At 31.2% G+C, this 19,690-nt stretch carries 19 protein-coding genes; 15 read left to right on the top strand and 4 right to left on the bottom strand.

The genetic code is table 11. The features are described 5' to 3' along the window. Positions 1 to 238: 238 nt before the first annotated feature. The gene (gene pruA, locus BA195_RS01130) at positions 239 to 1,864 is read right to left on the bottom strand and encodes an L-glutamate gamma-semialdehyde dehydrogenase (RefSeq protein ID WP_068701585.1); all 1,626 of its coding nucleotides are present in this window, start codon (positions 1,862 to 1,864) and stop codon (positions 239 to 241) included. A 193-nt stretch (positions 1,865 to 2,057) separates the two neighbouring features. Between pruA and BA195_RS01125 the strand changes: the two genes are divergently transcribed. The 4 genes from BA195_RS01125 to BA195_RS01110 all read left to right on the top strand — a co-directional run bounded on the left by BA195_RS01125 (position 2,058) and on the right by BA195_RS01110 (position 6,579). Then, positions 2,058 to 2,735: an NRDE family protein gene (locus tag BA195_RS01125; protein WP_068701583.1), complete on the top strand. Its 678-nt coding sequence runs from the start codon at positions 2,058 to 2,060 to the stop codon at positions 2,733 to 2,735. A 76-nt stretch (positions 2,736 to 2,811) separates the two neighbouring features. After that, a complete protein-coding gene (locus BA195_RS01120) occupies positions 2,812 to 3,483 on the top strand; it encodes a hypothetical protein (RefSeq protein ID WP_068701580.1) in 672 nt (223 codons plus the stop codon). Positions 3,484 to 3,491: 8 nt separating this feature from the next. After that, positions 3,492 to 5,207: a hypothetical protein gene (locus tag BA195_RS01115; RefSeq protein WP_068701578.1), complete on the top strand. Its 1,716-nt coding sequence runs from the start codon at positions 3,492 to 3,494 to the stop codon at positions 5,205 to 5,207. Positions 5,208 to 5,211: 4 nt separating this feature from the next. Next, entirely contained in the window at positions 5,212 to 6,579 is a 1,368-nt protein-coding gene (locus BA195_RS01110) for a hypothetical protein (protein ID WP_068701576.1), read from the top strand. Here BA195_RS01110 and BA195_RS01105 read toward each other — a convergent pair. The 3 genes from BA195_RS01105 to BA195_RS01095 are packed head-to-tail and all read right to left on the bottom strand — an operon-like array spanning position 6,557 to position 9,320. Further along, entirely contained in the window at positions 6,557 to 7,672 is a 1,116-nt protein-coding gene (locus BA195_RS01105) for a DUF3667 domain-containing protein (protein ID WP_068701574.1), read from the bottom strand. The genes BA195_RS01110 and BA195_RS01105 overlap by 23 nt on opposite strands. Further along, positions 7,672 to 8,058 carry a Co2+/Mg2+ efflux protein ApaG gene (gene apaG, locus BA195_RS01100; RefSeq protein WP_068701572.1) on the bottom strand — a complete coding sequence of 129 codons (387 nt, stop codon included), beginning with the start codon at positions 8,056 to 8,058 and terminating at the stop codon, positions 7,672 to 7,674. Before apaG ends, BA195_RS01105 begins: the two co-directional genes overlap by 1 nt. 41 nt (positions 8,059 to 8,099) lie before the next feature. Next, on the bottom strand, positions 8,100 to 9,320 hold the full coding sequence (locus BA195_RS01095; RefSeq protein ID WP_068701570.1) for a type IX secretion system plug protein: 1,221 nt from the start codon (positions 9,318 to 9,320) through the stop codon (positions 8,100 to 8,102). A gap of 157 nt (positions 9,321 to 9,477) precedes the next feature. Between BA195_RS01095 and BA195_RS01090 the strand changes: the two genes are divergently transcribed. The 11 genes from BA195_RS01090 (at position 9,478) to hflX (ending at position 19,647) form a co-directional block, all read left to right on the top strand. Then, positions 9,478 to 10,830: a Na(+)-translocating NADH-quinone reductase subunit A gene (locus BA195_RS01090; RefSeq protein ID WP_068701568.1), complete on the top strand. Its 1,353-nt coding sequence runs from the start codon at positions 9,478 to 9,480 to the stop codon at positions 10,828 to 10,830. Between the two features lie 3 nt (positions 10,831 to 10,833). After that, positions 10,834 to 12,039, top strand: coding sequence for an NADH:ubiquinone reductase (Na(+)-transporting) subunit B (locus BA195_RS01085; RefSeq protein WP_068701566.1), 1,206 nt, complete (start codon positions 10,834 to 10,836; stop codon positions 12,037 to 12,039). Positions 12,040 to 12,041: 2 nt separating this feature from the next. Next, a complete protein-coding gene (locus BA195_RS01080) occupies positions 12,042 to 12,782 on the top strand; it encodes a Na(+)-translocating NADH-quinone reductase subunit C (RefSeq protein ID WP_068701563.1) in 741 nt (246 codons plus the stop codon). 2 nt (positions 12,783 to 12,784) lie between these two features. Next, on the top strand, positions 12,785 to 13,429 hold the full coding sequence (locus BA195_RS01075; protein WP_068701561.1) for an NADH:ubiquinone reductase (Na(+)-transporting) subunit D: 645 nt from the start codon (positions 12,785 to 12,787) through the stop codon (positions 13,427 to 13,429). Positions 13,430 to 13,459: 30 nt separating this feature from the next. After that, on the top strand, positions 13,460 to 14,194 hold the full coding sequence (gene nqrE, locus BA195_RS01070; RefSeq protein ID WP_084442992.1) for an NADH:ubiquinone reductase (Na(+)-transporting) subunit E: 735 nt from the start codon (positions 13,460 to 13,462) through the stop codon (positions 14,192 to 14,194). Continuing rightward, positions 14,194 to 15,510 (top strand): NADH:ubiquinone reductase (Na(+)-transporting) subunit F, encoded by a 1,317-nt coding sequence (gene nqrF / locus BA195_RS01065; RefSeq protein WP_068701557.1) that lies wholly within the window; start codon positions 14,194 to 14,196, stop codon positions 15,508 to 15,510. The genes nqrE and nqrF overlap by 1 nt, the downstream gene beginning before the upstream one ends. Positions 15,511 to 15,709: 199 nt before the next feature. Further along, positions 15,710 to 17,062 carry a DEAD/DEAH box helicase gene (locus tag BA195_RS01060; RefSeq protein ID WP_068703866.1) on the top strand — a complete coding sequence of 451 codons (1,353 nt, stop codon included), beginning with the start codon at positions 15,710 to 15,712 and terminating at the stop codon, positions 17,060 to 17,062. Next, entirely contained in the window at positions 17,062 to 17,424 is a 363-nt protein-coding gene (locus BA195_RS01055) for a Na(+)-translocating NADH-quinone reductase subunit F (RefSeq protein WP_068701555.1), read from the top strand. Before BA195_RS01060 ends, BA195_RS01055 begins: the two co-directional genes overlap by 1 nt. A gap of 430 nt (positions 17,425 to 17,854) precedes the next feature. Further along, a complete protein-coding gene (locus BA195_RS14515) occupies positions 17,855 to 17,995 on the top strand; it encodes a hypothetical protein (protein ID WP_245662304.1) in 141 nt (46 codons plus the stop codon). Next, positions 17,996 to 18,256: a uracil-DNA glycosylase family protein gene (locus BA195_RS14600; protein WP_338116841.1), complete on the top strand. Its 261-nt coding sequence runs from the start codon at positions 17,996 to 17,998 to the stop codon at positions 18,254 to 18,256. It abuts the gene before it with no gap. A 188-nt stretch (positions 18,257 to 18,444) separates the two neighbouring features. Beyond that, on the top strand, positions 18,445 to 19,647 hold the full coding sequence (gene hflX, locus BA195_RS01045; protein ID WP_068701553.1) for a GTPase HflX: 1,203 nt from the start codon (positions 18,445 to 18,447) through the stop codon (positions 19,645 to 19,647). The last annotated feature ends 43 nt before the right edge of the window (positions 19,648 to 19,690 follow it).

Below are 19,690 nucleotides of genomic sequence, written 5' to 3'. Positions count from 1 at the left end.
CTTTATAAAGCACCTTTTTATTTTTTACAAAAGAAATTGTTTCAGTTTTATGTAAAAAAACGTAACACATAAGTTAAGGGTTTAAAATTTAAGGGGATTTATTACTTTTTAGGAGGCAACTTATTGCGGATATGTCATATATTACTTAATAACGCTACAAATATCTGATTGATTTATAATAAAAAAACCTCTTGATTTTAGATCAAGAGGTTTAATAATGTGTTTTATAATATACATTTTACCCTAAGAAAGGATATTTATAATCAGTTGGTGTTACAAAAGTTTCTTTAATTAAACGAGCAGATGTCCAACGTAATAAGTTTTGAGGAGAACCAGCTTTATCATTTGTTCCAGAAGCTCTTGCTCCTCCAAATGGTTGTTGTCCTACAACTGCACCTGTTGGCTTATCGTTAATATAAAAGTTACCTGCAGCATTTTCTAAAGCTTTAGAAGCTTTTTCAACAATGTATCTGTCTGTTGAGAAAATAGCACCTGTTAATGCATACTCAGTAGATTCATCTACTAATTTTAATGAAGCTTCCCATTCAGCATCCTCGTAAACGAAAATAGTCATAACAGGTCCGAATAATTCGGTAGTCATTGTCGCGTATGTTGGAGACTTCGCTACAATTACAGTAGGCTCAATAAAGTATCCTTTAGATTTATCATGACCACCACCAATAATTATATCGGCATTATCATCTGCTTTAGCAGCATCAATATAACTTGCAATTTTATCGAAAGAACCTTCGTGAATAACTGCATTTATAAAGTTTGATGGATTTTCTGGAGATCCCATTTTTAATTCGCTAGCTTGAGCAATAAGGTGTCCTTTAACATCTTCCCAAATAGAAGCAGGTATGTAAGCTCTTGAAGCTGCAGAACATTTTTGTCCTTGAAACTCAAAAGCACCTCTTGTAATTCCGGTAGCTACCTGTAAAGGGTTTGCTGAGTTGTGTGCCCAGATAAAATCTTTACCACCTGTTTCTCCAACAATTCTTGGGTATGTTTTATAAATGTCGATGTTGTTACCAATTTGCTTCCATAAATGTTTAAAAACATGTGTAGAACCTGTAAAGTGTAATCCAGAGAAATCTGGAGAAGCTAATACAGTATCGGTAATCATTACAGGGTCACCGTAAACAACGTTAATTACACCGTCAGGTAAACCAGCTTCTTTAAATAAATCTACAATTACTTGTGCAGAGTATGCTTGATGATCAGATGGTTTCCAAACAACAACATTCCCCATTAAAGCAGCAGCAGCAGGTAAGTTTGCAGCAATAGATGTAAAGTTAAAAGGAGTAATTGCATATACAAAACCTTCTAATGGTCTATATTCAACTCTGTTCCAAATTCCAGGAGCAGAAGCAGGCTGTTCTTTAAATATGTCAATCATGAATTCTACGTTAAAACGGAAGAAGTCAATCATTTCACAAGCAGCATCAATTTCTGCTTGGTGTACATTTTTAGATTGTGCAATCATTGTTGCAGCATTCATTTTTGCTCTATAAGGACCAGCTAATAATTCTGCAGCCTTTAAAAAGATAGAAGCTCTTTCCATCCAGCTTGTACTAGACCATTCTTGTCTTGCAGCTAAAGCAGTTGAAATTGCTGTATCTACATGCGATTTATCGGCTGTGTGGTATTGACCAACAACGTGTTGGTGATCGTGTGGAGGTGTAATATTTTTGGTGTTTCCAGTTCTTATTTCTTCACCATTAATGTGCATTGGCACATCAATATTACTATTAAACATTGATTTGTATGTTGCTAATAATTCTTCTCTTTCTGGAGATCCAGGAGCATACCCTTTTACAGGTTCGTTTACTGCTTTAGGAACATTAAAAAATCCTCTTGTCATTTTAGTATGTTGTTTGTGTTAAAAAATATTTTTTAATAAAAATTGAAAAACAAAATCTAATGCTATTAATTTGCAAAGATTATGTGGTTCGTTTTGTCAAACAAATTTTAATTGTTTGGTACTACAAAGTTACCATTTATTTTAGTAATTACTAAGTTGTTTTTACGTCTCATTTATCAAAAAATAATACAATATGTGCACGGTAACTTATTTACCTTTAGGAGATCATAATTTTATATTAACTTCAAATAGAGATGAAGACCCGAAAAGGAAAACAATAGCGCCTAAAGAATATGTTGAAGAGGGTGTTAAATTAACGTATCCGAAAGATGAATTAGCGGGTGGAACTTGGATTGGTTTGTCTGAAAAAAAACGATTAATTTGTTTGTTAAATGGTGGTTTTGAAAAACATAAACGAGCCGAAAGTTACCGATTGAGTAGGGGAGTAATTGTAAAAGAATTTTTAAAAGTAACCGATGTAATAACTGTAATAGAGCAGTTTAATTTTGAGGGAATTGAGCCTTTTACGATCGTTTTAATTGATTGGAATAACGGTTTAAATGCTTATGAGTTGGTGTGGGATGGAGCGCAAAAATACTTCGAAAAATTAGCAAATAAACCTAAAATTTGGTCGTCATCTACGCTGTATACTCATGAAATGAAACAATTAAGACGTGATTGGTTTAATGAATGGTTGCAAGAAAATGAAAAATTTTCTCAAAAAGATATTTTTGATTTTCATACAGACGAAACAAAAGGAACTGCTAATGTGTCTTTGAAAATGAAAAGATTGCAAGTAAAAACTGTAAGTGTTACGACTGTTTTAAAAGAAGGAAATAAAACAGGAATGAAATATCAACCATTTGTATAGTTACACTTTTCATTTTTGGCTACAAATAGGGAGGTAACGAACAAAAGATTTTTGTTATTTTTGCCCAAAAAAAGCTATGTGTAAAAAACGACTGTTATTTTTATCAGTAATTTCTCTCTTTTTATTTACAAGTTGTTTTGAGTTTATTGAAGAAATATCTTTTAATAAAGATGGCTCAGGGTCGGCAATGTTAACCATAAACTTAAGTAAAAGTAAAACTAAAATAGCATCGATAATGTTGTTAGATAGTGTTAATGGTTATAAAGTGCCATCAAAAAAAACGATAAAAAAAGAGCTGGATAAAATTGTTCAAAAAATTAAAGTAACTAAAGGGATTCATCATGTAAAAAGCACTTTAAACTTTGATGAGTATATAGTTGCAGTATCGTGTGATTTTGATACTGTTGAGGCACTTAATACAGTTTTAAAGGCATTTAGCTCTAAAAGAGATGCTTTGGTGATGCAAAAACACAAGCATTTTAAGTACGATAAAACAACACAAACATTTGTGCGTAGTCATCATTTTAATATTGGTAAAGCATTTCAAAGCACAAAAATTAAAGATCGTAAAGTTTTTAAAACAGCTACATATACTGGTGTTTATCGATTTGAATCTACAGTGAAATCATGTACGAATCAACAAGCAAAAATTTCAAAAAATAAAAAGGCAGTAATGTTACGTGTTACTGCCCAAGATATTATATCAAACAAGCAAACCATAAAAAATAAAATACAACTTAACAATTAAAATTAACCATGAAAAAGATTATTGCTATCCTATTATTTGTAAACACTATTGTTGTTTTACAGGCCCAAAAATTAGAAAATAAAATACCAAATAATGCAGATGTTGTTATTATGGCAAATGCAGATAATTTATTTGATTTAATAAGTGTTTCTGATGTAGATGAAAATATTATTGGAAAAAAAATATTAAAAAATATTAATAGAAAAAGAGAAGATAAAATTACATCAGTAAGCAAGGCTGGTTTTAATATTGAATCGAATGGATATTACTTTTTTCAAAAAAGTGATAGTATTTCATACCATACTTTCTTAGTGGAATTAGACGACCGAGCATTGTTTGAATCTATGTTATCGGAAAGAGATATTAAGAAAATTAGAAAAGAAGACGGGTATAATTTTATTGAGGGGTATAACGATTTAAGAATTTGGAATGATAAAATTCTTTTAATTGTTAACGGAGATAAGTCACGCAGCTACTTTAAAAAACATGATGAGCGTTTTGAAAAATTAAAAGAAAAAGGAGAATCGATATATTCGGTTAGAAAGAGATTTGCACAATTATGGACAAAAAAATATGCTTTTTCAATCTTAGAAAATTCAACATCTAACGGAATTGCTACAAATTCAAGTTTTCAAAAAGGAAAGAAAAAGGGTTCAGTTGCTACGCTTTGGGTTCGTAATTACGGAATGTTAGTGTCTGACTTAATAGGTTCTTTTAGTAGGAATTTAAGTTCTTCAATGACTTATTTTATGCCTAAAGAAGGAGAAAATATTTACGGAGTAGAAGAGGTTACTGCAAATTTGTTTTTTAATGAAAATAATGCAAGCATTACTTTAGATATGGCTGTTAGTGATGATATGTCGAAATCTTTTAAGAAGATTTACAATCAAAAAATGAATAGTACTTTAATTAATAGCTTTGATCATAATAAAGCATTGGCTTTTTGGAGTGTTTCGATGAATACGGAAGAATTATTAAAGCAGTATCCAACAATGATAAATAAAATGTATGGCGGTATTGTGCCAAAGTTTAAAGAAGAAATATCGGTTGTTGCAGATCTGTTTTCATTATTAGTTGATGAAGCAGCAATTGCTAAATTAGTAACTGGTGATGCATTATTTGTTTTAAATGATTTTTCAGAAAAAGAGGTTAGTTACACAAGTTATAAGTATGATGAAAACTACAAGCGTAAAGAGGTAACAAAAACTAAAAAAACAGTAGTGCCAGATTTTACGTTAATGATTGGTTCAGAAGAAAAAGAATTATTAACTAAAATATTTAAATTAGGTCAAAAACACAAAACTGTAACTGTATCTAACAATGTTTTTGAATTTATTAAAAAAAGTAAAGATATTCCTTTTAATATATATGCAGTAATTAAAAACGATGTGTTGTATATAACAACATCAAAAGTAAGAGCTGTTAATATTGAAGCTGGTAGGATAAATTATAAAGCAACTAAACACGGTAAATTAATAAAAAGAAACTCAAGTGTTATTTATACTGATGTTAATGCTTTAATTAAAAATATGCCAACTGAATGGTTTGGAAGAGATGAGAAAAAAATGGCAGGTATCTCAAAAGCTAATGTTAAAGATGTTAGTTTTAGAGTGTCAAAATTAAAAGGAAATAAAATTTCATCTGAATTACGATTAAATACCAAAGGAAAAGATGAAAATACGTTACAATTATTGTTTAAAATTATTAATGATATAGCAAAGTAATTAGATGCTAAAAAAAGTAGTTTTTACTGTTTTAATTATAGTCGGTGTTTTGTTTACAGTTGGGTATTTTAGATATAATCCAACTGTAAATATAGCGAATACAATACCTGCTTATGCAGATGTGGTTGTTCGTGTTAACTTACGAAAAATAGAATATAAAATATTAAAGGATGTTGTAAAACATCCTTTTTTGTATTTTTCATCCAGTAAAAAAACAATTAAAACAAACACTAGTAAGAGTAAGACATCATTGTTAGATGCGGTAGATATTCCTACAGATATTTTTTGCTATACAAATCATAATAATTTAAAAAATAGTTGGATTAGTAGTGCAATTAAAATTGATGATAAACAAAAGTTGCTGGCTTTTTTAGAGCAAGAAAATTTCATCAAAAAACAATATTCGAAAAATGTTACTTTTTTTACGCGAAATAACTTTAGTTGTATTGTGCAAAACAATGAACTAAAACTGTTGTTTGATTTTAATAATGAGAAAGATATAACTCATATCCTTGATTTTATTTTAAAAAAGAATAGCTATTTACCTGAAAAAAATAAAGTTATAGATTATCTTAAAAAAACAGATAATCTTATAGTAATAGCCACCAAAAAAGATGGTTTTATTGAATTAGGTATTGCTAAAAATAAGTTGTTTTTTTTAGGTAATTTAAATAATGATACAGACTTTTTTTTACCATATAAAGCTCGGCATAATATTGAATCTTTAGCGCATATTTCAGCAAAAATAAATAAAGAATTGCTTTTTGGTTTTGTGAAAAATGAACAAAAAAACAAGGTTAAAAAATTAACAACGCTATCGTTAGATTCGATAAAAAAACATTGGAACGGAGAGGTTGATGCAGTAATAACATCTTTTATCAATCAAAAAGATACCATAGTAACGTACGAGTATGACGATGATTTTAATAAAGTAGCAAAAACAACTATTCAAGAAACAATAAAACCAGATCTTAAGGTTAAGTTTGGGGGTAATAATTTTTTTAACTATTTATACAATAAACAAGCAATTAAGTATGTGGCTAACGATAGTTTGCTAGTAGTAAACCCTCTTTTTAAAACATATGTAAAAAATAGACCGAACGAATTGGTGTTGTATTCTAATAGAGAAAAATCGCCTAACTTTATGAGTGATAAACAGCATAAATTTTCCTTTTCTTTTGATGCTGAAAACTATCTTAAAACAAGTAAAAACACATCTATTACATTTAATAGATATTTACAATCAGTTAAGAAGTTGGAGGCTTTTGTGACAAATAAAAATAAAATAACAATTTCTATTTGTTTTAAAAATTCTCCACAAAGTTATTTCTATCAACTGTTAAAACAGGCTAGTACAAAACAAAAGCGATAAATGAAATTGTAAATGATCCAATAAGTGCTAATAAAAAAAACATAAAATTTGCCATTAAATATTTAATGAATGTTTTAAAGTAGCCTTGTCCATAAAATTTTTTCATCGCCATAAAAAGGTAAATGGTAAAAAGGGTTAAAAAGATACCTAATAAAAATTCAGTGTCCTTTAAGTAGCCAATTAAATAAAAGCCAGAAAATAGTAAAAAGAACACGGTTTGGGTATGAAAAACAAACACCAAATGCTCAACATAGGTAAACTTTCTTCTGATGTATATGATGCTTAAAAATAACGTAAAAAGCGGTAGTAAAATAAAAAGGGCTATCGAAGCATAGGATAATATTTGACGATAAAATTTTTGAGTTTCGCTATCTTTAGCAATAAAAGTATTAAAAACTTCAATTCGTGAATATAAAAATCTGTTTCCGAAAGTTTTTTGCATGTCTAAACTATCTAAAGCAGTGTCTATTGTAATGTCAGGGTTTTCTTTTTGAAATTTTATAATTCTTGAAAATTTATTTGTGTCATCAAAACCAATGTTTAATAATGATTGTTTTGATTTTACTCCAACCTTTAAAGAGTCTATTTTGTCATTAACCATTTTAGCTTCGGTAGAATCTTGTGCGCTAATTTCATTAACAACAACTTGTTGTATCGAATCTAAATTTACCTCAAGTGCTTTGATGCCATTTTCGTCGATCTTAATATTCGGACTGTTTTCACTTACTTTTTTCCCATTTTGAAGTTCTTTAAAAGAGTCGTAGCTTTGAGTGATTCCTATAATTAAAAAGAAGATAAGAGATACGGTTAAGTAAAATCGAAAAGGATTAGAATAACGATTTCTTTTGCCTTCAATGTAATCAGTCGATACTTTTCCAGGGTTAATTAATAGGGGAATTATTGTTCTCCAAAATTTGGCATCCCAAGAGAAAAACCCAGCAAAAACATCGCGAATAAAGCTACCTAATGTAATTTTTTTACCCTTGTTTTTTTGACCGCATTCAGGACAAAATTTTTCATCTTTGGTAAAAGGGTATCCACAATTTAAGCAATTAGGCTCTTTAATAATTACAACGTTGTTTTTTTTAGCCATTAGTTTAAAGTAGGGGTGCTAGTTAATTGAAATGTTGGAATAGTTACTAAAAACTCTTCAGAGGTTTCCATATTTGTCATTTTGTAATTGCCTTGCATTGCGCCGGTTGTTGAAAGTAAAAAACAGTTAGATCGGTAATTGTATCTTTCGTTTGGTTTTAAAACAGGTGTTTCGCCAATTACCCCCTCACCCTCTACATATTCGGTATGGTTTAGTGCGTCAAAAATTTCCCAAAAACGGGTGGTTAGTTTTACGGTATCTTTCGAGTTGTTTTCGATAAGAATATAATAGCTAAAAGAATGGTATTGTTGATAGCCACGATAAACAACTCCGTTAAAAGTAGTTTTAACAGCTATTTTTATGCCTTTTGTTATTTGTTGAAACATGCTATAAATATACTCTTTTTTAAGTTTTTTGTCAATTTTAATTACCTGTTTTGGTTAAAATATCCGTTTCCAACGCCGATAACACGATCATAAATTTCGCCAAAGGGTTTGTAGTAAACTATTACAGTGTATTCATTTTCAGTTTGATAAAAAGAACCGTCAATCTCATTTAAATTTACAATTTTATCATTGTTTAAGGTGGCGTAATTATAGTTGTAAAAACCCTGTTTAAATTTTATTGAAGTTTCATATAGTTCATTAACGGGGTCGTATTTTAACTTGTTTTCGTCTGTAAGTTGATAATTATTAAACGCCCCGTATATGAATACTTCTTTGTCTTCAAAAGGTTCAAAGGCATCTAATGAAAAATGAACTATAGAGTAATCGGCTTCTGTTTTTGAGTTGTTTGCTTCTAAAGTTCGCACAACAAATTGTCCGTTAATATCAGGAGCGTAGGTGTATATTTTGTTTACTCGTTGATCATCAGTATATAAATAACTATGATAGAGTTCTTCTCGTTCGGTTTTAGCAATGTTTAAACTTGTGTTGCGTAAATGTTTGCTATCAAAATTTAAAAATTCGTTGCCTCCCCAAAAGTTTGTTTTTAAAACATGGTTGTAAACTAATTGTTGTGGTTTTATAAATTGCGGTTGTAAATTGTTGATAGCCGTATTCCAATTATGATTTTGAAACAAAGAGATGTTAATTTCTTGGCTAGGATTGTTGATGGTTAAGTTTTGATGGTTTATGGTAAACTGAACAGTTTGTTTTTGGTTATTAGACTTTGTGTCTCTACTTCTAAAAACGGCAACACCTACGGTAGTAATGTCTTCATAAAAAACACAGCGTCTTGTAAATACCACTTCGTAATTATCATTTAAAACTGAAATTAAATAATTACCACTTTTAGTAATAATAGTATTTTGATTTGGAATGTTTACCGAATAATGAGTGTACGGTTGAAGTGTGTTAAATGAGTTGGTGATGTTTATGATTTCGTTTTCATCAAAGCCATCAATATATTGATTAGAAGTTAAATTGCTAGGCTTCCAATCATGTGTCATGTGTTCAATTTTATATTGATATTCTTTGTTATCGGCATCCAAATCATCAAAAGATAATTCTAAAACTTGGCCTAATCTTACAATTGCCGAAAATTGTTGGGCATTGTGTTTAGGTCGCAATTGAATTGTTTTGATATTTTGTGCGTAAGTCGCTTGGTACGAGCTAAAAAGTAAAAGTAATGCAAGGTGTTTTATCATAAGTGCAAATGTATCAAAATGTAGACCAAAGACAAATATCTATTTAGAACAAGTATAAATAAAGAGGTATTGAAAAGATAAAAATACAAATTCGTATCCAAAAAAATCAAAATCTGTAAATTTGCTTGTTTTTAGAAAATCAATTTAATCAGTTCCTATGTCAAAAGACATCCGTATTAAGAAAGGCTTGGATATCAAGCTAGTTGGCGACGCAGAGCAAGTAACTACCGAACTTTCGTTAGGTACTACATTTGCAGTTAAGCCTGATGATTTTCACGGCGTTATTCCAAAAGTTTTAGCAAAAGAAGGTACCGAAGTAAAGGCGGGTCAAGCACTTTTTCATTCAAAAAGTGATGAACGTATTTTATTTCCAAGTCCGGTAAGTGGTAAAATTACAGAAATCGTTCGTGGAGCCCGAAGAAAAGTTTTAGCATTTAAAATCACTGCTGATGCACAGCAGGAATACAAAGATTTTGGTAAAAAAGATATTGATGCAATGTCTGGTGAAGAAGTGAAAAATCACTTATTAGCTACCGGTTGTTGGCCATTTGTAAAACAACGTCCGTATGATGTTGTTGCAAATCCAAATCAAGCACCAAAAGCAATTTTTGTATCTGCCTACGCAAGTGCACCACTAGCAGCCGATTATGATTATGCTTTAAAAGGTAAAGAAGCCGAATTACAAGCTGCTTTAACTGCTTTAACTAAACTAACAGAAGGGAAAGTAAACGTTTCAGTTGCAAAAGATTCAACATTATCTCCACTTAGAGATATCAAAGGTGTTGAATTATACAATGTATCTGGGCCACACCCTATTGGTAATGTAAGTACGCAAATAGCACAAATTAATCCGATAAATAAAGGAGAAGTTGTGTGGGTAGTTACACCACAGGATTTAGTTGTTATCGGTGAATTATTGTTAACAGGTAAATTTAATGCAAAGCGTACAATTGCTTTAGCAGGATCTAAATTTAGTAAACCTCAATACGTAACTGCTTTAGCAGGGGCAAGTATTGCTGATATAGTAAAAGGAAATTTAGAAGCTAACAACGCTCGTGTAATAAGCGGAAACGTTTTAAGCGGAGTTCAGGTTGGTGAAGAAGGCTACTTAGGATATTACGAAAATACAATTACGGCGATTCCTGAAGGAGACGATTATGAATTGTTTGGATGGAATAAACCAGTATTTAACAAAGTTTCTACTTCAAGAGCATTTACATTTTCTTGGTTAAATCCGAAGAAAAAATACGACTTAAACACCAATACAAACGGTGAACACAGAGCATTTGTTGTTACAGGAGCGTATGAAGAAGTATTTCCTTTAGATATTTATCCAATGCAATTATTAAAAGCATGTATGTATAAGGATCTTGACGAAATGGAAGGGTTAGGAGCTTATGAAGTTGCGCCTGAAGATTTCGGTTTAACAGAATTTATTTGTGTATCTAAACAACCTCACCAGAAAATAATTCGTGAAGGATTAGATTTAATGAGAGAAGAATTAGGATAAGATATGGGCTTAAAACAAAATTTACATAATTTAAAAGAAAAGTATAAAGGAACTAAAATGGCACCGCTATTTAATGGTTTTCATACTTTTTTATACTTGCCTAATGAGACTACTCACGGAGGAACTCATATAAAGGCAGCAGATGATTTAAAACGTACAATGAATATCGTAATCATGGCTTTAGTACCATGTTTATTGTTCGGTATGTTTAATGCAGGATATCAGCACTATGCAGCAATTAATGGATTTACTGAAGGAATGTCTTTCTTTAGTGGCGATTTTTGGAACCTAGACAACTTATTAGTTGGGGCGGTTAAAATTTTACCATTAGTAATTGTTTCATACGTAGTTGGTTTAGCAATAGAATTCGTGTTTTGTATTATAAAAGGACACGAAATAGAAGAAGGATACTTAGTAACAGGTATGTTAGTACCGTTAATTGTACCAATTGATTTACCATTATGGATGCTTGCAGTAGCAGTAGCTTTTGGTGTGGTAATAGGTAAAGAAGTATTTGGAGGTACAGGGATGAATATCTTAAACCCAGCCTTAACAATTCGTGCATTTTTATTTTTCGCATACCCAACTTGGATGAGTGGAGATAAAGTATGGGTTGCCGATGCTAGAGAGTTAGCTGGTACAGCTGATGCTATTTCTGGTGAAACTATTTTAGGTAGTTTAGCACAATCGCAGCCATTAACACATTCGGTTTCTGATATGTTCTTCGGATTTATTCCAGGTTCAGTAGGAGAAACTTCAACATTATTAATTTTATTAGGAGGACTTTTCTTAATCTTTACAAAGATTGGAAGCTGGAGAATTATGTTATCTGCAGTAATCGGAGCCTTAGTAATGGGATTCATCTTTAATCAAGTAGTAGATTTTGGATGGATTGGTGAAACAAGTAAGTTTTACGGATTAATGAGTTTAGACTTTTGGAAACATTTACTAATTGGAGGTTTTGCATTCGGTGCCGTTTATATGGCAACTGACCCAGTATCAGCATCACAAACCAATAAAGGAAAATGGATTTACGGTTTCTTAATCGGATTTATTTCAATTATGATTCGTGTATTTAATCCAGCATACCCAGAAGGAGTAATGTTAGCTATTTTATTAATGAACGTTTTTGCGCCAACAATTGACCATTATGTGGTTCAAGGAAATGTAAAGAGAAGATTAAAACGTGCTAAAGTTAAAACTGCCTAATTATGAGTAAGAAGACAGATAGTAATGGATATACGCTACTTTTTGCCATCGGAATGGTATTAGTAGTAGGTGCGTTGTTAGCTTTTACAGCTTCATCACTTCGCCCAATGATTGACGGAAATAAACGTATCGAAAAGCAACAAAACATATTGTATGCTATGGGCGTTAACGAAAACGACGAAAGTAGTGCCGTTTTTGTATCAAAAGATAAAGTAGCTGGTGAGTTTTCAAAATACATCAAAAAGCAATTAGTTATTGAAGGTGATAATGTTACCGAAAATGCTGAAGCTTATTTAATTGATGTTAAAAAACAACAAACAGCTGCCAAAGCAGGAAACGTAAGAAAACTGCCATTATTTGTGGGTGAAAAAGACGGTAAAATGTTTTATATCGCACCAATTAGAGGTAAAGGTTTATGGGATGCTGTATGGGCATACGTTGCAATGGATAAAAATATGGTAATTCAAGGAGCATTTTTTGATCATAAAGGAGAAACACCAGGATTAGGAGCCAATATTAAGCAACGTTATTTTATGGATGATTTTATCGGTGAAGATTTAATGAACAACGGTTCTTTTAAAGGAATCACTGTATCTAAATCAAACAACGATCCGAAAAACGAAGATAAAAATGATAACGAGGTAGATGCAATTGCAGGAGCAACAATTACAGGAGACGGTGTTGCAGCAATGATTAAATCTGAATTAGGTTTATACGTACCTTACTTTAAAACATTAAAATAATTATGGGACTTTTATCAAAAAAAGACGTAGGATTAATTACGGATCCGTTAGCGGATAATAACCCAATTACAATACAAGTATTAGGTATTTGTTCTGCCTTAGCAATTACAGCTGAGTTAAAAGCATCTATTGTAATGTCTATTTCAGTATTATTTGTATTAGGGGTAGGTAATGTGGTAATCTCATTAATGAGAAACATCATTCCATCAAAAATTAGAATTATTGTACAGTTAATCGTAGTTGCCGCTTTAGTAATTATTGTTGATTTAGTATTAAAAGCATTTGCTTACGAGTTAAGTAAAACACTTTCGGTATTTGTCGGGTTAATTATTACCAACTGTATTATTATGGGACGTTTTGAAGCTTTTGCTTTAGGTAATGGACCATGGAGATCTTTCTTAGACGGAATTGGAAATGCTTTAGGATATGCAGTAATTTTAATTGCGGTAGGTTTCTTTAGAGAGTTGTTAGGTTCTGGTACTTTATTAGGATTTAAAGTATTAGGAGATCCAATAGAACAAACAGGATTATATGCTTTAGGATATGAGAATAACGGATTCATGTTATTATCGCCAATGGCATTAATTGTTGTAGGTATTATTATTTGGGTACAGCGTAGTAGAAACAAAGCATTAATCGAAGACTAACCTAGTTAGGATTCATTAAAATATAGAAAAATGGAACATTTAGAATTATTTTTCAAGTCGATATTTATTGATAACATGGTATTTGCCACTTTTTTAGGGATGTGTTCTTACCTTGCAGTATCTAAAAAAGTAACAACAGCTGTAGGTTTAGGAGCTGCTGTAATCTTTGTATTAGCAGTAACAGTACCTATTAACTGGTTGTTAGACCAATATTTATTACAACCAGGAGCATTATCTTGGTTAGGAGCAGAATATGCAGATTACGATTTAAGTTTCTTATCATTTATCATGTTCATTGCAACTATTGCAACTATGGTACAATTGGTAGAAATTATTGTTGAGAAGTTTGCACCAGCATTATATAACTCTTTAGGTATTTTCTTACCACTAATTGCCGTAAACTGTGCAATTTTAGGAGGGTCTTTATTTATGCAATCTCGTGAAATACCAACTTTAGGTTTATCATTAACTTATGGTATTGGTTCGGGTATTGGATGGTTTTTAGCAATTGTAGCTATTGCTGCAATTCGTGAAAAAATCAGATATTCATCTGTGCCACCAGCATTAAGAGGGTTAGGAATAACGTTTATTATTACTGGGTTAATGGCAATAGGGTTTATGAGTTTCGGAGGTATGTTAACAGGAGGTGATGATGAAGCAAAGAAAGAAGAAGCTCCTAAAGCAGCAATCAAAATAGAAAAGAAAGAAGAAGCAAAACAGCAAGCTGAAAAATTAGCTGATAATACTAAAAAAATTATAGAATAATGATATTTTTAGAAGTAAGTACAGGAGGTACAATAGCTGTAACAGTTATATCTTTTTTAGCAATTGTATTAGTTTTAGTAGGATTGCTATTATTTGTAAAACAAAAACTGGCTCCATCTGGGCCAGTAAAAATTACAATTAATGGCGATAAAACAATCGAAGTAGCTTCAGGTGGTACGTTGTTATCAACCTTAGGTAACGAGAAAATATTCTTACCATCAGCATGTGGTGGTGGTGGATCTTGTGTGCAATGTGAATGTCACGTAAATGCTGGTGGAGGTGAAGCCTTACCAACAGAAACACCACACTTTACACGTAAACAATTAGCTAGTGGAGTACGTTTATCTTGTCAGGTAAAAGTAAAACAAGACATGGATATTTCTATTCCAGAAGAAATTTTTGGAATAAAAAAATGGGAAGCTACCGTTGTACGTAACTATAATGTAGCAACATTTATTAAGGAATTTGTAGTTGAAATTCCTGAAGAAATGAATTATAAAGCAGGTGGATATATTCAAATTGAAATTCCAAACTGTGAAATAAAATATTCAGAGATGGATATTACAGCACATCCACAGGATCACCCAGGTGAGCCTGATAAGTTTGAGGCTGATTGGGATAAGTTTAACCTTAGGCCATTAGTAATGAAAAATACTGAAACAGTAGAGCGTGCATACTCTATGGCTTCTTACCCTGCAGAAGGAAGAGAGATCATGTTAAATGTTCGTGTTGCAACGCCACCTTTTGATCGCGCCAAAGGCGGATGGATGGATGTAAATCCAGGTGTTGCCTCTTCATACATTTTCAATCAAAAGCCAGGAGATAAAGTAACAATTTCAGGTCCTTATGGAGAGTTTTTTATAAATGAATCAGAAGCTGAAATGTTATACGTAGGTGGTGGAGCAGGTATGGCACCAATGCGTTCACACATTTATCACTTATTTAAAACGTTAAAAACTGGTAGAAAAGTAACGTACTGGTACGGAGGTCGTTCTAAAGCAGAATTGTTTTATATTCACTACTTTAGAGCATTAGAAAAAGATTTTCCAAACTTTAAATTCTTCTTGGCATTATCAGAACCAATGGAACAAGATAACTGGAAAGTTAAAACTGATATTAATGATGAAGCTGGAGACGGATTTGTAGGATTTATTCACCAAGTAGTAATAGATCAATACTTATCTAAACATGATTCACCAGAAGATTTAGAATTATATTTCTGTGGACCACCATTAATGAACCAAGCAGTACAAAAAATGGGTGAAGATTTTGGTCTTGACGACGAAAACATCCGTTTTGATGATTTTGGAGGATAAAAACTCAATGTCATTACGAGTAAATATGACAAAGTAATCTTTTCAATAAAAAATAGATTATTTTATAATATAGTTAAAACCGATACAGCAATGTGTCGGTTTTTTGTTTTCGTATAATTTTAGTTTGTTTTTTACAAAGTAACATACTTATGGTATTTGAAGTTATAAAGCGTACCTTTGCGGCAAATTACTGTAAATGATTACTTTTCAAGATTTAGATTTATCAAATCCGCTACGAAATTCAATTGAAGAATTAGGTTTCGTAAACCCAACACCAATTCAAGAAGAAGCCTTTCCGATTATAAGATCTGGTAAGGATGTAGTAGGTATTGCACAAACAGGTACCGGTAAAACATTTGCGTACATGTTACCGATATTAAGAGATTTAAAATTTTCAAAACAAATACATCCACGAGTATTGGTATTGGTGCCAACGCGTGAGTTAGTAGTGCAGGTGGTTAGTGAAATTGAAAAGTTGTCAGAATTTATGACACTACGTACCGTTGGTGTGTTTGGAGGAATTCCTTTAAATAGGCATAAACAAGCGGTGGCTCAAGGAGCAGATATTATTGTAGCTACACCAGGACGTTTATATGACTTAGCGTTGAGTAATGTTTTAAAAATGAAGTCAATTCAAAAGTTGGTGATTGATGAAGTTGATGTAATGTTAGATTTAGGATTTAGATTTCAATTATTAAATATTTTTGATTTATTACCTGAACGACGTCAAAACATCATGTTTTCAGCAACAATGACAGAGGATGTAGAAGCTTTGATTGATGATTTTTTTACAGCGCCTAAAAAAATATTTATTGCAGTTAGTGGTACGCCGTTAGATAACATCAAACAAATAAGTTATGATGTGCCTAATTTTTATACCAAAGTTAATTTATTAAATGAATTATTATTTGATAAAAAAGAATACAGCAAAGTATTGATTTTTGCACATAACAAAAGAAATGCAGACAGATTATTTGAATGTGTAAAAGAAGAGTTTCCATCACAGTCATGTGTAATTCACTCGAATAAAACACAAAATTATCGATTGCGATCTATCGAACAATTTAATAAAGGAGAAAAGAGAATTTTAATAGCTACAGATGTTATTGCACGTGGATTAGATTTAGAGGAAGTTACACACGTAATTAACTTTAATACGCCACATTTTCCTGAAAATTACATGCACAGAATTGGTCGTACAGGTCGTGCAGAGCATGAAGGAAAAACAATTTTATTTGCTACTGAAAAAGAACAAGAAGCAAAACAACGAATAGAGGAGTTAATGAATTATGAGATTCCTAAGTTAGAAATTCCTGAGCAAGTTGAAATATCAAAGCAATTAACAGAAGAAGAACGTCCGAAGGAAGAAAGAGAGGTTAATAAAAACAGAACATCTCAAGAGTATGTTCCAGGTCCAGCTTTCCATGAAAAGAAAGAAAAAAACCAAAAAACCAACCAAGGAGGTTCATATCGTAGAGAAATTGCTAAAAAATACAAAAAGCCAAAAACAAGAGGAGATAAGAATTATAATATGCGAAACAAGAAAAAATAATGCAAGCACTTACCAAACAAGAACTGCATAATTTAGGAATGAATATTGTAGGAAAAAAACTACAAGAAATGGGATACGAATTTGTTGCTATAAATAGTGAACTTAAAAAACATCCCCAGTTTGTATTGTTTAAAAAAGGAGAGCCTACCATTTTTGTTTTAGTAAAAACGACAAATAATATTCAAACACCACAAGAATACGATGTATTGTGGATGGAAACATTTAAAGAGCATGCAAAAAAACAACATGCTAAAATATGGTTTGCAGGAATCGGTATTGCTAATTCTCAAAGTGTTGGTTCACCTGTTTTTAAAGATCAACCTTATTATGTCGCTTTTGATGATTTTGTGAAAGTTTTATAACAAGTTAAAAAACCACTTTTTCGAATAACAAAAAAAATCCTACTTATATAAAGTAGGATTTTTCATTAAGTTTACTTAATAAAAGTTACCTAAGTTTAGTTTCTTGAGTATACTGGTTGTTTACAATAAAGATAAATACCAGTTATACATCTTTAAAAGCTAATTATATAAAACAGTTATTATCCTGTTTTTTAGATGGTTGTGTTTTTGTATATTTGTGATAAGGGAATATTAATTAATAACTTTTAATTATGAAAAATCAATTATTTAAGGGGATTCAAGACTTTTTTAAAAACATTTTTGAGCAATTAGCTGAGTTTGGTAAAGCTGCTGGCTATGCTATAAATCATTAATTTAACATAAGTTTTGAAGAAAAACACTCATTTTAGGGAAAATGAGTGTTTTTTTATGCTTTTTTAATTTTTTTGCTATGAATAATTTATCAGCAAAAATAAAGGAATGTAAAATATGTAAATATTGTATTGATCCAAAACCTATTGTACTTGTAAATAAAACATCAAGAATTATAATTATTGGTCAAGCGCCAGGGTTAAAGGTTCATCAATCTTGAATTCCATGGGATGATGCTAGTGGAAAAAAATTAAGAAAATGGTTAGGAGTTACAGTTGGTCAGTTTTATGATACTAATAATTTTGGTATTATCCCTATGGGTTTCTGTTATCAAGGAAAAGGCAAATCAGGAGATTTACCGCAAATGAAAGAATGTGCTCCGCAATGGCATAACCTGTTGATGAATAAAACAACCAATGTAAAAATAATTATTTTAATAGGGGCATACGCACAAAAGTATTGCCTGAAAGAAAAACCTTAATAGCAACGATTAGTACTCATAAAGAATATTTACCTACATATTTTGTATTGCCACACCCATCACCAAGAAAATAGATTTTGATTGAAAAAAAATCCTTGGATCGAAAAGAAATACCCCCAAAGTTAAAAAAGAAAGTAACAGAAATAATTTAGATTTCATAAGTTGATAAATTTGTATTTTTGCATTCTATGTTAGAAACAAGAGAAGCGATATCAGAAAAGGCGGTTTTAATAGGTATTATAACCCAGCATCAAGATGAAAAACAATCTGAAGAATTTTTAGATGAATTAGAATTTTTAACTTCAACTGCAGGAGGAATAACAGTAAAACGTTTTGTTCAGAAATTAGAAAAACCAAACCCAAAAACTTTTTTAGGTACAGGTAAGTTAGAGGAAGTAAAAGCGTATATAGAAACACATAATATTGGTACTGCAATTTTTGATGACGAATTGACTCCAGCTCAAATCAGAAATATTGAAAATTATTTAGACTGTAAGATTTTAGATAGAACAAATTTAATTCTCGATATCTTTGCAAGTAGAGCGCAAACAAGTTCAGCAAAAGCGCAAGTAGAATTAGCGCAATATCAATATTTATTACCTCGTTTAACAAGGATGTGGACTCACCTAGATAAGCAAAAAGGAGGTATTGGTATGCGAGGTCCTGGTGAAACCGAGATCGAAACAGATCGACGTATTATTAGAGATAAAATCACATTGCTTAAGAAAAAACTTATTACTATTGATAAGCAAATGGCAGTGCAAAGAAAAAATAGAGGAAGAATGGTTCGTGTTTCATTAGTAGGGTATACGAATGTAGGTAAATCTACATTAATGAATGTTATCAGTAAAAGTGATGTATTTGCTGAAAACAAACTGTTTGCGACTTTAGATACCACTGTACGAAAAGTAGTTATAAAAAATATACCTTTTTTAATGACAGATACCGTTGGTTTTATTAGAAAATTACCAACTCAATTAGTAGAGTCATTTAAATCTACTTTAGACGAAGTGCGTGAGTCTGACTTATTGTTGCACGTGGTTGATATTTGTCATCCTAATTTTGAAGATCATATTGCATCGGTTAATAAAATTTTAGATGAAATTGGTAGTGCAAACAAACCTGTGGTAATGGTATTTAATAAAATAGATGCTTATACACATGAAACAATTGCTGAAGATGATATGATAACTGAAAAATCAAAAATTCATTATACACTTGACGATTGGAAAAAAACATGGATAAATGATTTAGGTAAAGAGAGCCTTTTTATATCAGCTTTAAATAAAGATAACTTAGAGAATTTTAAAGAAAAAGTGTATGAAGAAGTAAAGAAAATACACATTCAGCGCTTTCCATACAATGATTTTTTGTATCAAAATTATGAGTGATTTTAATTGATTGGTAACCTAAATAATAAAAAATCTTATAAAT

Origin of the sequence: Tenacibaculum soleae, assembly GCF_001693415.1 — a bacterium.
GTDB classification, from domain to species: domain Bacteria; phylum Bacteroidota; class Bacteroidia; order Flavobacteriales; family Flavobacteriaceae; genus Polaribacter; species Polaribacter soleae.
Note: the sequence above shows the minus strand (reverse complement) of the source record. Positions and strands in the feature narration are given on the sequence as shown.